Raw genomic sequence first — 12,337 nt, 5'->3', positions numbered from 1 at the left:
AGGAGACCCGTTGATGTGGTTTCGCCAACCGTCCCCGGTCCGTCTCAGACGCTTACTCGCCGTCCTCGCGCCCTTGCTGCTCGTGGCCACCTTCCTCGGTGCCCAGCCCGCCAGCGCGGCGAGCGTAGACCCCAACGCCTCGTATGTGCTGGTCAACCGCAACAGTGGCAAAGCCCTGGACGTCTACAACCTGGCGACCAGCGACGGCGCCCGCATCACCCAGTGGTCCAGGAACGATCAGGCCCAGCAGCAGTGGCAGTTCGTCGATTCCGGGGGCGGCTACTACCGCATCAAGTCCCGCCACTCGGGCAAGGTGCTTGACCTCTACAACTGGTCCACCGCGAACGGCGGTTCGATCGTCCAGTGGGCCGACCTCAACGCCACCAACCAGCAGTGGCGGCTGGCCGACAGCTCGGACGGCTACGTGAGGCTCATCTCGCGCCACAGCAACAAGGCCCTCGAAGTACAGGGCGCCTCGACCGCCGACAACGCGAACATCGTCCAGTACGACGACTGGGGCGGCACCAACCAGCAGTGGCAGCTCGTCAAGGTCGGCGCCGACACCCCTGGCACGTGCGATCTTCCGTCGACGTACCGCTGGACATCGACGGGCGCGCTGGCCCAGCCCAAGTCCGGGTGGGTCTCGCTCAAGGACTTCACCGTCGTCCCCTACAACGGCAGGCAACTCGTCTATGCGACGACGCACGACACGGGGACGAGTTGGGGTTCGATGAACTTCGGCCTGTTCACCAACTGGTCGGAGATGGCCTCCGCCAGTCAGAACACGATGTCATCCTCCACCGTCGCGCCCACGCTCTTCTACTTCGCGCCGAAGAACATCTGGGTGCTCGCCTACCAGTGGGGCGGGACCGCCTTCTCCTACCGGACGTCGAGCGACCCCACCAACCCGAATGGCTGGTCATCCCAGCAGACGCTCTTCACCGGAAGCATCACCGGCTCCGGAACCGGACCCATCGACCAGACGCTCATCGCCGACGGCACGAACATGTACCTGTTCTTCGCCGGTGACAACGGCAAGATCTACCGGGCCAGCATGCCGATCGGGAACTTCCCGGGCAACTTCGGCTCGTCGTACACGACGATCATGAGCGATACGACGAACAACCTGTTCGAAGCCCCGCAGGTCTACAAGCTGCAGGGCCAGAACCGCTACCTCATGATCGTCGAGGCGATCGGCTCGCAAGGCCGATACTTCCGCTCCTTCACGGCCACCAGCCTCAACGGCACCTGGACACCCCAGGCGGCGACCGAGAGCAATCCCTTCGCCGGCAAGGCCAACAGCGGCGCCACCTGGACCAACGACATCAGCCACGGCGAACTGATCCGCACCAGCCCCGACCAGACCATGACCGTCGATCCCTGCAACCTGCAGTTGCTCTACCAGGGACGCAGCCCCAGCTCGGGCGGCGACTACGGCCTCCTGCCCTACCGCCCCGGTCTGCTGACCCTGCAGCGCTGACGGCACGACACGGCTCCGGCTCCGGCAGGGAGCCGCCAGGGCGGGCTCGCCGGTGGGCGAGCCCGCCCGTGTGCTGCGCACCGAAGCGCGGGGGACCGCCCGTGGCCGAACCGTCAGCCCCGCCGGACCGCCCCCAGTTGGGCCCGATGCAGGTCTGGTGCGGTGAATCGCTGCGCCACCGTGCGCAGGACGCGGGCCATCGCCTGGACGGGTGGGGTGGCGGGGCGTGCCGCGGCGCGGGCGAGGAGGATGCGGCGGGTGGGGGCCGGGACGTCGGAGGCGAACGGCAGGAGGCGTACGTCGCTGCGTCGGCTGGTGAGGGCCAGGCGCGGTGCGAGCGCGATACCGAGACCGGCGGCGACCATGGCCTGCGCCTCCTGGTAGTCGTGCGAAGAGTAGGCGATACGCGGCTCGAATCCCGCCTGGCGACAGCTTCGGCGCAGGACGTCGGCGACCGGGTGATTGTCGGCGCGGATGATCCACTCCTGGTCGGCGAGATCGCCGAGGCGCACGGAGGGATGTGTGCGCAGGGGCGAGTCGGCGGGGACGACCAGCACCGTCGGGTCGTCCAGCAGGTGGGTGAGGACCAGCGCCGGATCGTCGAGGCGGTTCCATTCGTAGTCCCAGAGCAGCCCTTGGTCCACCTCGCCGGTGTGCAGCATCTCCCTGAGTTCCGCGAGGACTCCGGCGCGTACCTCGATGCGGATGCCGGAATGGCGACGCCGGAAACGCGTGAGCGCCAGCGGCAGGAGGGACGCGCTCGCCGTGGGGAAGGAGCCGAGGCGCAAGGTGCCCTGGTCGAGGGCGGTGAAGGAGTCCAGGTCGGCCTGGGCGGCACGGAGCTCCCGGCGGATGGCATGACCGCGTTCGGCCAGCGCGGCTCCCGCCGGGGTGGGGCGGATACCGCGTGGCAGCCGCTCGATGAGGGGCTGGCCCGCCTCCTGCTCGAGCAGGGACATCTGCTGGGAGGCAGCGGAGGTGGTCATGCCGAGGGCCTCCGCCGCGGCGGTGAGGGAACCGCGTTCGGCGGCCTCGGCGAGCAGCAGCAGGCGGCGGACGTTGAGCATGGCGACGACTTTAGCTGAGCTAAACCCAGGTGAAGCGAACTGCGATTGTTCCGAAGTCGCGCCTCTGCGAAGGTCTCCGCAATCGCCGAGCGGTGCACCGTCTCGCAATGCGCCGGCATCCGCCGCCTCGGCCCTTTCCCTCCCTCCGTTGATCCAGGAAGAGCCTCAGACGTGCACATTCCCGCGACCCTGGTGCGTGGCGGCACAAGCAAGTGCTGGCTGTTCAACCAGGTCGATGTCCCTGCCGACCGTGTCGCCCTCGAAAGGCTGCTCGTCGCCGCGTACGGCGCCACCGACCCCGTGGAGTTGGACGGGGTGGGCGGCGCGACCCCCACCACCTCGAAAGCGGCCGTGGTCAGCGCCTCACCCGAGCCCGGCATCGACGTCGACTACCTGTTCGCTCAAGTCGGCATCGGGACGGGCTCGGTGGAGTGGACGAGCAACTGCGGCAACTGCGCCACCGGCGTCGCCCTGTACGCGGTCGCCAAGGGCCTGGTACCGGTCACCGGCGACGGGACGCGCGTGGTGATGCGCAACACCAATACCGGCGCGGTCCTCGAAGGGATCGTCGACACCTCCGGAGGCGTGGTGCGCCACTTCGGCCGCCAGACGGTACCCGGCACACGTGCCGGCGGGGTCGCGGTCGGCCTCACCTTCCGCGACCCCGCCGCTACCACCGCCCTTCTGCTTCCCACCGGTCAGAGCGCCCAGGACCTGCGGGTCGGCGCCGCCGAGCCGGTGCGCGTGAGCATGGTGGCCGCAGGAGCTCCGGTCGTCCTCGTCGACGCCGTCAGTGCCGGGCGCACCGGTGCCGAGTCACTGGAGCGGATGAGCGCGGACGTCCCTTGGCTGCGCACCGTTCGCCATACCGCCGCACCTCTGATGGGGCTGCTCCAGCCGGGCGGGGAACCTGGCGACGCGGTGCCCAAGGTGGGCCTGGTCGGCCCGCCGGTGCCGTACACCACCACCCTCGGTGAACGGATCGGTGCCGAGGACTACGACGTGTCGGTGCGCATGCTCACCATGAACGCCCCGCATCCCGCGATCGGCCTGACCTCTGCCGTCGCCGTCGCGGCGGCCGGACTGGTGGAGGGGTCCGTGGTCTCCCGGACCTCGGGCGGCCCGACCGATGCATGGCTGCGCCTCGGCACGCCCGCCGGCGTCGTCGCGGTCCGCTGCACCGAGATGAGGGAGGGCCTGCCGCACCGGGTCACCGTGCAGCGTGCCGCTCGTCTGCTCGCCGACGCCCGCATCTACGTACCGGAAACAGGCACGCAAGCCGCCTGAACCGCGACGCACCACACCTCGGTCACGTCGGCTCCCCGCCATCCGGACCGGAACACCCTCGCGCCCTCGGAGCGCGCCACCCCCTCCCCACCGCACCAAGGACAAAGATGTCTGCTGAAGTGATCTCCATAGGCGCCCTGTTGGTGATGTTCGTGGTCGGCACCGTGCTGCCGATCAACCTGGGCATCCTCGCCTTCGTCGCCACCTTCACGGTCGGGACCGCCTCACTCGGCCTCACCGAGGACGAGATCTTCGAGGGGTTCCCGGCGAAGCTCTTCGTCACCATCGTCGGGGTCACGTACCTGTTCTCCGTCGCCCGCCGCAACGGCACCATCGACTGGCTCGTCGCCGCCGGGGTACGGCTGGTACGCGGCAAGGTCGCGCTGATCCCCTGGGTGCTGTTCCTGGTGGCCGCCCTGCTGACGGCGTTCGGTACGTTCACCCCGGCCGCGGTCGCGATCCTCGCGCCGATCGGCATGAACTTCGCCTACCGCTACCAGCTCAACCCGCTGGTCGTCGGCATGATGGTGATCAGTGGCGGACACGCCGGCGCGTTCTCCCCCCTGGCCGTCTCCGGCGCCCTCGTCCTCGGCCTCGTCGACCAGGCCGATCTGCATGTCTCCGCCATGACGCTGTTCAGCGCCAGCTTCCTGATCAACCTGGTGCTCTCGATCCTCACCTACGCCCTCCTCGCCAAGCGTCCCGCACCGCTGGCCGAGGGCGCGGCGGAGACAGCCGACGACGAGGACCTCGCCGTCTCCGGCAAGCCCGACTGGCGCCAGTGGCTCACCCTCGCCTGCCTGATGGCCCTCGTCGTCGGCGCGCTCGGCTTCCACCTGGAGATCGGATTCCTCGCACTGGCTGCCGGCGCGCTGCTGGCCCTGGTGGACATGAAGCGGCAGGAGAAGGCCGTGGACGGCGTCAGCTGGTCCACCCTCCTTCTGGTCGCGGGCATGATGACGTACATCGCGATGCTGGAGAGGGCCGGCGTCATCGAGGAGATCTCCGCACACGCCGCGGGACTCGGCGCCCCGGTCGTCGTCGCCCTGCTGCTGTGCTTCACCGTCGCCATCACCTCCGCCTTCGCCTCCTCCACCGCGATCCTCACAGCGATCATCCCCATCGCCGTACCGCTGCTGCTTTCCAGCCACCTCAGCGCCGCCGGACTCATCGCCGCGCTCGCCGTCTCCACGACGATCGTCGACACCTCTCCCTTCTCGACCAACGGGGCACTCGTCCTCAGCAACGCCCGTGGGGTGGACACCCGCCGCTTCTACCGCCAGGTCATCGGCTACACCGGCGGCATCGTCGCCCTCGGCCCGGTCGTCGCCTGGAGCGCCCTGGTTCTGCCCTGGTCATAGCGCAAAGACCGACGAGGGACTGCGGGGCACCGAGTCGGACGACGCACGGCGCCCCTCGTCGGAGACGGTGCTGGGGTCAGGCCCACGGTGGTCTGGGCCTCGGCCAAGTCCCGCACGTTCGTGAGGTCCCTCGCCGTCGACGTCTTCGCATGGTGGGGGACGGAGCTGGTGCCACAGTGGTCGTACGTCAGTTGACACCGGCCGGTGCTCCCCAGCACGACGGAGAGGATGCCGACCACGAGCCGCCCCGACGCTCACCGTCAGGCCGCTTCCTTGAGGGGGGCATCCTCGGGGACAGGGGGTTGGCGTCGCGGCATGAACAGCATCGTTGCGGCGGCCAGCGCCACGGTGACGCAGCACAGGTTCATCATCGTCACGACGCCCAGCGCCTCACTCAGCAGTGAGCCGGCCAGCATGCCCGACAGGGAGGCTGCCGCCTGGAGAAATCCGTTGGTGGCGCTGACTCTGCCCAGTACGGCGTCAGGGGTGTGACGTGCGACGAACGTCCCGCTCGTGATGCCGAAGCAGACCATGGGCGCCCCGATGGTGAAGAACAGTACGGCGCTCCACCCGATCACAGGGGTGTTGAACGTCGCCGCGAACGCCACAGCGAGCGCTGTGAGAGAACCCACCAGCACCGTGCGGTCGGAGAGCTTCCGAGTGAGGGCGCGGTTGAGCGGCACCCCGAGCAGGAACCCCGCACCGAAAGCCCCGAAGAGCAGACCGAGGGTCTGCGGTGAGGCGTGCAGGACCCGGTCCATGTACGGGATGAGGCCTACGTTCACGGCGGACGTGGCGACCGCGAAGAGAGCACCGGCTGCCGCGAGCGCCGTCAGCCACGGGCTGTGGCGTATCTGTGCGACTCCCTCATGGATCTCGGCGACAAGCCTGCGTACCTGTCCGTGCGCCGCCTCGGGGCTTCGGCGCGTGGTCGTCGGTGGCCGGTAGCGGACCATCGCGAGGCACAGTGCCGAACACGCGTAGCTGATCGCGTCTATGGCCGCGACTGCCGTGAAACCCAGGCTGCCGTACACGACCCCGCCCAGCGGGCCGCCGATGAGTCGGATGGAACCGACGATCAGGGCGCTCAGGGAGTTCGCCGCATGGAGGTCACCCTCGCGGCCGACCAGTTGCGGGAGAAGAGCGGAGGAGGCAGGGGAGAACAGCTGGCTCAGGGCCGATTCCACAACCAACGCGACGTAGATCAGCCACACTTCGTCCGGACGGTCCGCCCACAGCATCAGCGAGACCGCCACCATGCGCATCAGGTCCGAGGCGATCATGACATGCAGCCGGTTCCAGCGGTCGACGAGCGCCCCGGCGAGTGGGCCGAGGACCAGCGCCGGGACCGTTCCCGCGGCCAGCGAGAAACCCGACGCCATGGCGGAGCCGGTCAACTCCAGGACGTAGTACGGGACCGCGAGGAGCAGAAACCAGTCGCCGAGGCTGGACAGCAGTTGACCGGACGCGAGAAGCCGGTAGTTCCGGATCCGCAACACTCTGAACAAGGCTGTTCCTTCGGGAAGGAGGCCAGGCCCGGGTCCGGCACCTGGTACGTCAGGCATGCGCACGGCTTCGAGCAGCGGCTATGGCAGGGGGCATTGCACTTCCCGAGAAACGTACAGGATGTACAGAACATAGGAAACGTGGCTCGGCTCATGAGGTTCCGGCGACGCAACCCCGGCCCGGGCGGGCGGAGCTGATCGACCGCGTCGTCTACGGGGAGGGGTATACCGTGCCGGAGCTCGTCGACTCCTTGGCCGAGGACAACTCCCGGCGCCGGAAGGTGCCCGCGGCCAGGGTCAGCGGGCCGATCAGCAACACGAGTACCGCGACAGCGCCGAGCGCGACGGGCAGGCTGGTCAGTTCGGCGATGCCGCCCACCATCGGAGGGCCGAGCAGGAAGCCGCTGTAGGCGATGGTTGTCGCGAACGCGACTTCGCGCTCACCGCCGCCCCCGTCGGCCCGGCGTCCGGCCGCGCCGCTCAACTCCATGACGACGGGGGACGCGTACGCCAGACCGACACCAGCGACAGCGAAGCCGGCGAAGGTGAGGGCCGGCGACGGCGCGATGACCGCGCTGGCCAGCCCCAGCCCACCGATCACCGCACCCCCGATGAGCATCTTCGGTGCGCCCCAGCGACGCTGGATCACCTCACCGCACAGGCGGGTGCACGCCATGGTGATCGAGAAGCACGCGTAGATCAGGGCGCCGGTGGCTTCGCTGAGCCCGCGCTCCTGCACACCGAACAGTGCCGACCAGTCCGCGGTCGCTCCTTCGGCCATCGAGGCGCACAAGGCCACGCCGCCGAGCAGCCACAGCACCGGTCGTCTGAACGGCGCTCTCCCGGCGCGCCCGTTCCTGGCGGGAACCTTGAGGAGTTCCTCGACGGGTATCCAGCGGGCGATACCGACGGTGACGCCGCCGCAGATCACCGCGACGATCACGAAATGACCGGTCGGCGCCAGCCCTTGACCGGCTGCGACCGCCGCGCCGACCGAGCCGGCCAGCGTGCCGACACTGAAAGCCGCGTGGAACAGCGGCATGATCGCCCGGCCGGTCCGCCGGGTCGCTGTCACGCCGGCCACGTTCATCGCCACGTCCATCACACCGACCATCGCGCCGAGAACGATCAGCAGCAGACCGAGCGTCGTGGGCGACCTCGCCAGCCCCAGCCGGAAGCATCGCGGACCCGGCAACGCCGGCCACCGTCATCACGAGGCGAGCGCCGAACACCGCGCACAGCCGCCCGGCGAGAAGCGAAGCGGCGATCATGCCTACGCTGGCACCGAGCAGGGACAACCCCAGCGCGCCTTCCTCCGCACCGATCTGCTCGGCCAGCGCCGGCACCCGAGGGGCCCACGAGCCAAGCAGCGCGCCGTTGAGGACGAACGCACCGAGTACCGCGATGATGCCCGGGTCCCGGCCACCGGCTCGGTCCGGACGGGCAGCGGTCATCGCCAACTCCCTCCCGCCCGCTCCTGTTCGAGCCACGATCGGCCCGGCACCACGGCACACCTGCAGAGATCTGAGTGGATCACGCCGATGGAACCGAGCGTAGGCGCGCCAGAACGCCCGTGGCCGTGATGGCAGGTTCGCAACAAGAAGATGGCTGGTTCGCACCCAGCCAGCGCGAGAGGCATGAGCAAAACCCCTTCGAGACGGTCGCGATCTCTCCTAGATTGGCCCGGGTGACGATCGAGGTGCCCTACCAGCCCATTCCGGTTGACCAGTCGGACGTTCGCTACGCCCACGGCCCCGACTCGGCTCTTCAGCCGGACGTGCCCGCCGGGGAGACGACCGCGTTCGACTGGAACGACAGCGCGGTCTACCCGGGCACGTCACGGAAGTTCTGGGTCCATGTGCCCGCGCGGTACGACCCTGCCGAGCCGGCGTCGCTGATGGTGTTCCAGGACGGTTGGTGGTACCTGGACCCCGGGGGCGAGGTCCGCGGCGCGATAGTCCTGGACAACCTCGTCCATCGCGGCGACATCCCGGTCACCATCGGCGTGTTCGTCGACCCTGGCGTCTTTCCCGACGCCGGGAATGCGAAGAACCGCAACACCGAGTACGACGCCTACGACGATTCGTATGTCCGCTTCCTCCTGAACGAGATCATCCCCGAGGTCAGGAAGCACTACGCGATCGCCGAGGACCCCGATCGGTGGGGCATCTGCGGTGGCAGCAGCGGCGGCAACTGCGCCTTCACCGCGGCGTGGCTGCGCCCGGACAGGTTCCGCCGCGTCATCGGGTACCTGTCCAGCTTCGCGCAGATGCCGGACGGCAACCCGTACCCCGACGCCATCGCCCGCGTCCCCCGCAAGCCGCTGCGGATCTTCCTGCAGGCGGGCCATCGTGACCTGCGCTGGAACGAGTCCGAGGCCAACTGGCTCGCCGACAACTTGCGCGTCGCGGCAGCGCTCGCAGAGGCCGGCTACGACTTCCGCCTCGTCCTGGGGGACGGCGGCCACAGTCCCAACCACGGTGGCGTCCTGCTCCCCGATGCCTTGCGCTGGTTGTGGCGATCCGGTGATCGACACGACGAGGCGGTGGGGCCGGGCGGAGCGACTTCGTAGAAGCGGCCGTCCCGGATCAGGGCCCACAGGGCGCTGACTCTGCGGCGGGCAAGGGCGTTCACGTCCCTCTCAAGGGCCGCCGCAGGCTGACTCAATGCTGCCCGGGCCCCTGCACGAACTTACGTATCGCCTCCGTCATCAGCGCACGACCGGCGCCCTTCCCGCGTTCCTTCTCGGAGACGACGAGCCAATGGGCACGGTAGACCGGGGCTTTCGCACTCAACAGCAGACCGCCGAGGACATCGAAGCCCGAGGAGACCGCGACGAGCGCCCTCTGGCGAAAGGCGTGGTCTTGGCGGGTCCGCTTCCGCCCAGCGCGTGGGCGGCTGGGCGGAAGCGGGGCGGTTTCCCCTCCGGTGGTTCTTGAGCACGAGGGGGCCGCGCGGCCTTCCAGACATGGAAGGTGCGACGCCGGGGGGCGTCCGTCTTTATGGTCCGCCTTCCGGTGGGTGTCGCAAGGGGAAGTACGGGTTCGCCATCAAAAGGGTTCATTCAGGCATGATCTGGTGACAGTTTGGGTGCCGTTGCGATAACGCGCCCTGGTATGCCGGGGGCTGACGGGGTGTCATCGACGCCGTGCGGTCGCCTGGTGACGATGTGTTCACTCGGCAACATTGTTCCGCAATCCCATGATCACGTTGAGTGGCGGCCGTCTCACACAGCATGCTGTCGTGCAACCTCTCCGGGGCGCGTGAGCACCGCCTCGGAGGGGCCTTTCCAGACACTGGTATGTCCTCCCAGGGAAGGTGCCATGACAGGCAAGCAGGTGATGACCGTCCTCGTTCTCGCGGCGGTCCTCGCATGGAGCACGGTGATGACCGTGCTGGGCCAACTCACCGCGCTGATCGCGCTGTTGCCCACGCTGGGGCTCCTCGTCCAACAGATCGTCTCCGCAATCGGCGGTCCGGACAGCCGGGCCACCGCGGCGGCCGCCGCACCGACCGCCGTACCGGCGCCTGCGCCGGCCGCGGGGCCGACGGGAAGTCAGGAGCCGCCCCAGTGACAACGTCCCCTATACCGGAGCGGCCCGCTGATCCTCCCCATCGCCGCGGCCGCCCGCCGGAGCCGATCTGTGCGAGTGCCGGTCTCGCGCACCGCACCTGGCTGGAGCCGGTCCGCAGCCGCTTCACCGCCAGTGGCCTGACCCTGGACGACCTCGTCGGCCGGTCCGGGTTCTCCAAGACCCGCCTGTCGGAACTGATGCGCGGCAAAGGCCTCTACCCCACCTGGGAGATCACCTACAGCGTGGTCCGCGCCCTGGACTTACCCGTCGGCCCGCTGCGCCGGCTGTGGAAGGTCGCCGCGATCGAGGCGGACAAGAAGCCGTCCTGGATCGACGACCGCCTCCAGGCCGTCCCGCCCGCCGATACCGACGAACGGCCCCTCGCGCACGTGGCGCTCTACCAGGCGATGGTCGTGCCCTACAACGCCTACGCCCAGGCCTTCCTGCAGTCCCTGCCCCGCGCCCGGCACGCGGTCGGAGAGGTCTTCGACCTGCTGTGGCTGACCTGGGACGACGCCACCTCCAGCCCGGACACGCCCCGCCACGCCTGGCAGCTGCTGCGCGCCACCGTCCTGTCCCGCGCCGCCCAGCGGCCCGCCGGCCATTACGACCTGCGCGCCGCAGCGTTTTCCACCGCCCACCAGGCCCAGGCCCCTCACCTGATCGAGCGCCTGGCCCGCATAGACGTCCTGGCCCGCTTCTTCGACGCGATCGCCCAGCTGCCCGACGACCAGATGGACGTCACCGTCCTGCGCTACCTGTGCGGTATCGACCCCGACGCCATTCCCGCCGTTGTCGGCCTGCCCCCGGCCCTGGTCCACACCCTGGACCACCACGCCCGCTGGGCCCTCAAGCAGCTCTTCCCCGACACCGAACCCCAGGAGTGATCCCGCCGTCATGAGCACCATCGACGACCTCCTCGCCCAGTCGCTACTGCTGCGTGACCCGCACGTCCCCGCCGACATCGTGCCTCACGACGAATCTGTCGACGACGACCTCCTGCTGGGGCAGCACCGGGCCAACGACACGACCGACACCGGCGCCGCCCACAGTCTTGACGCCCTGTGTGAAACGGTCGTCAGCCACTGCACCCCCGACCAGCTCGCCGACTTCCTCACCGATCAGATCCCCCAGCCCCCCACCGCCCGCATCCTGGGCTGCGCCCTGCACCTGGCCGGCATCGACATCGGCGCCCGCTTCTGGTGGCAGTACGCCGCCGGCGCCGAAGACGCTCCCGCCTCCTACTGCCTCCACCTCCAACACCTCGCCCACGGCGAAACCCACGCCGCCGCCCTCTGGCACGCCCAAGCCGACGCCTACACCGCCGACCAAGACAACACCGATGCGCCCGAGTACGCGCCGGCCCTGCAGTCGATGAACGCCGACACCAGCCTGGCCACCGTCCTGCGCGTCCTGGCCCAGCTCACCCGCACCCTGCCCACCCGACGCCACACCCCGGCTGCCCGCGCCGTCATCGAGTTCGTCGCCTCCGCCGTCGCCGGCGGCTACACCCGCCACCCCGACCTCGAAATCCCCCTGCCCGGCACCTACTTCGCCGAACAGCTCGAAATCGTCGTCGCGGCCACCACCGGCACCCGCGACCACTTCCAGCCGGCCCCCGTACAAACCGCGCCCACGAACACGTCATCGCCGGCCGATGACCTGCCCAACCGGCTCGACCCCAACGAGGGCCGCAAGCACATCCCCACCAAGGCCACCCCCCGCGGCCCCGAACACCTCCTGGTCCAGGTCACCGCCGCCGACCACGAACCCACCACCGCACACACCTTCTTCGAGAACGCCGCAGCCGTCTGCTGGAAGACCGCCACCGCCACCGAACACGACAGCCGCGGCAACTCCATGGCCTACCGCCTGCGCCGCTTCGCCCAACGCCTCTCGCCGGCGCCCTCCGGCTTCGGCCAGCTCAGAACAGCGTCACCCTCCGGCGGCGCACCGGCACCGCTGTACCGGTTGTGAGCCGACACGGGAGCCACAGCCCAACGCGCGCACCGGGGCGCGGACAAACCTCGGGGAGCCTCGATATTCCGCGTCGGAGGTGGGC

At 69.4% G+C, this 12,337-nt stretch carries 11 protein-coding genes; 7 read left to right on the top strand and 4 right to left on the bottom strand.

Translation table 11 applies throughout. The features are described 5' to 3' along the window. Window positions 1–13 precede the first annotated feature (13 nt). Window positions 14–1,480: a non-reducing end alpha-L-arabinofuranosidase family hydrolase gene (locus QF037_RS03945; RefSeq protein ID WP_307021821.1), complete on the top strand. Its 1,467-nt coding sequence runs from the start codon at window positions 14–16 to the stop codon at window positions 1,478–1,480. A gap of 113 nt (window positions 1,481–1,593) precedes the next feature. Here QF037_RS03945 and QF037_RS03940 read toward each other — a convergent pair whose 3' ends face one another. Further along, window positions 1,594–2,547, bottom strand: a complete 954-nt coding sequence (locus QF037_RS03940; protein ID WP_307021819.1) for a LysR family transcriptional regulator — start codon at window positions 2,545–2,547, stop codon at window positions 1,594–1,596. Between the two features lie 171 nt (window positions 2,548–2,718). On the opposite strand from QF037_RS03940, the gene QF037_RS03935 reads away from it, so the two are divergent. After that, complete coding sequence (locus QF037_RS03935) at window positions 2,719–3,834, top strand: PrpF domain-containing protein (RefSeq protein ID WP_307021817.1); 1,116 nt, start codon at window positions 2,719–2,721, stop codon at window positions 3,832–3,834. Window positions 3,835–3,941: 107 nt separating this feature from the next. Continuing rightward, window positions 3,942–5,195, top strand: a complete 1,254-nt coding sequence (locus tag QF037_RS03930; protein WP_307021815.1) for an SLC13 family permease — start codon at window positions 3,942–3,944, stop codon at window positions 5,193–5,195. A gap of 260 nt (window positions 5,196–5,455) precedes the next feature. Here QF037_RS03930 and QF037_RS03925 read toward each other — a convergent pair whose 3' ends face one another. Together QF037_RS03925 and QF037_RS03920 are read right to left on the bottom strand one after the other, a co-directional pair. After that, window positions 5,456–6,694: an MFS transporter gene (locus QF037_RS03925; protein WP_307036973.1), complete on the bottom strand. Its 1,239-nt coding sequence runs from the start codon at window positions 6,692–6,694 to the stop codon at window positions 5,456–5,458. A gap of 217 nt (window positions 6,695–6,911) precedes the next feature. Beyond that, on the bottom strand, window positions 6,912–7,895 hold the full coding sequence (locus QF037_RS03920; protein ID WP_307021813.1) for an MFS transporter: 984 nt from the start codon (window positions 7,893–7,895) through the stop codon (window positions 6,912–6,914). 492 nt (window positions 7,896–8,387) lie between these two features. On the opposite strand from QF037_RS03920, the gene QF037_RS03915 reads away from it, so the two are divergent. After that, window positions 8,388–9,272 carry an alpha/beta hydrolase gene (locus tag QF037_RS03915; RefSeq protein ID WP_307021811.1) on the top strand — a complete coding sequence of 295 codons (885 nt, stop codon included), beginning with the start codon at window positions 8,388–8,390 and terminating at the stop codon, window positions 9,270–9,272. Between the two features lie 91 nt (window positions 9,273–9,363). Here QF037_RS03915 and QF037_RS03910 read toward each other — a convergent pair whose 3' ends face one another. Further along, on the bottom strand, window positions 9,364–9,666 hold the full coding sequence (locus QF037_RS03910) for a GNAT family N-acetyltransferase (protein WP_307036971.1): 303 nt from the start codon (window positions 9,664–9,666) through the stop codon (window positions 9,364–9,366). Between the two features lie 357 nt (window positions 9,667–10,023). On the opposite strand from QF037_RS03910, the gene QF037_RS03905 reads away from it, so the two are divergent. The 3 genes from QF037_RS03905 to QF037_RS03895 are packed head-to-tail and all read left to right on the top strand — an operon-like array spanning window position 10,024 to window position 12,252. Beyond that, window positions 10,024–10,275, top strand: a complete 252-nt coding sequence (locus QF037_RS03905) for a hypothetical protein (RefSeq protein WP_307021809.1) — start codon at window positions 10,024–10,026, stop codon at window positions 10,273–10,275. After that, complete coding sequence (locus tag QF037_RS03900; RefSeq protein WP_307021807.1) at window positions 10,272–11,162, top strand: XRE family transcriptional regulator; 891 nt, start codon at window positions 10,272–10,274, stop codon at window positions 11,160–11,162. Before QF037_RS03905 ends, QF037_RS03900 begins: the two co-directional genes overlap by 4 nt. A 10-nt stretch (window positions 11,163–11,172) precedes the next feature. After that, window positions 11,173–12,252 carry a hypothetical protein gene (locus QF037_RS03895; protein WP_307021805.1) on the top strand — a complete coding sequence of 360 codons (1,080 nt, stop codon included), beginning with the start codon at window positions 11,173–11,175 and terminating at the stop codon, window positions 12,250–12,252. Window positions 12,253–12,337: the final 85 nt, after the last annotated feature.

It is taken from the genome of Streptomyces canus (assembly GCF_030815415.1).
Taxonomy (GTDB): Bacteria; Actinomycetota; Actinomycetes; order Streptomycetales; family Streptomycetaceae; genus Streptomyces; species Streptomyces canus_F.
Note: the sequence above shows the minus strand (reverse complement) of the source record. Positions and strands in the feature narration are given on the sequence as shown.

Coding starts and splice junctions, on each gene's coding strand:
- QF037_RS03945 (WP_307021821.1), top strand. CDS start 14: ATGTGGTTTCGCCAACCGTCCCCGGTCCGTCTCAGACGCTTACTCGCC.
- QF037_RS03940 (WP_307021819.1), bottom strand. CDS start 2,547: ATGCTCAACGTCCGCCGCCTGCTGCTGCTCGCCGAGGCCGCCGAACGC.
- QF037_RS03930 (WP_307021815.1), top strand. CDS start 3,942: ATGTCTGCTGAAGTGATCTCCATAGGCGCCCTGTTGGTGATGTTCGTG.
- QF037_RS03905 (WP_307021809.1), top strand. CDS start 10,024: ATGACAGGCAAGCAGGTGATGACCGTCCTCGTTCTCGCGGCGGTCCTC.
- QF037_RS03895 (WP_307021805.1), top strand. CDS start 11,173: ATGAGCACCATCGACGACCTCCTCGCCCAGTCGCTACTGCTGCGTGAC.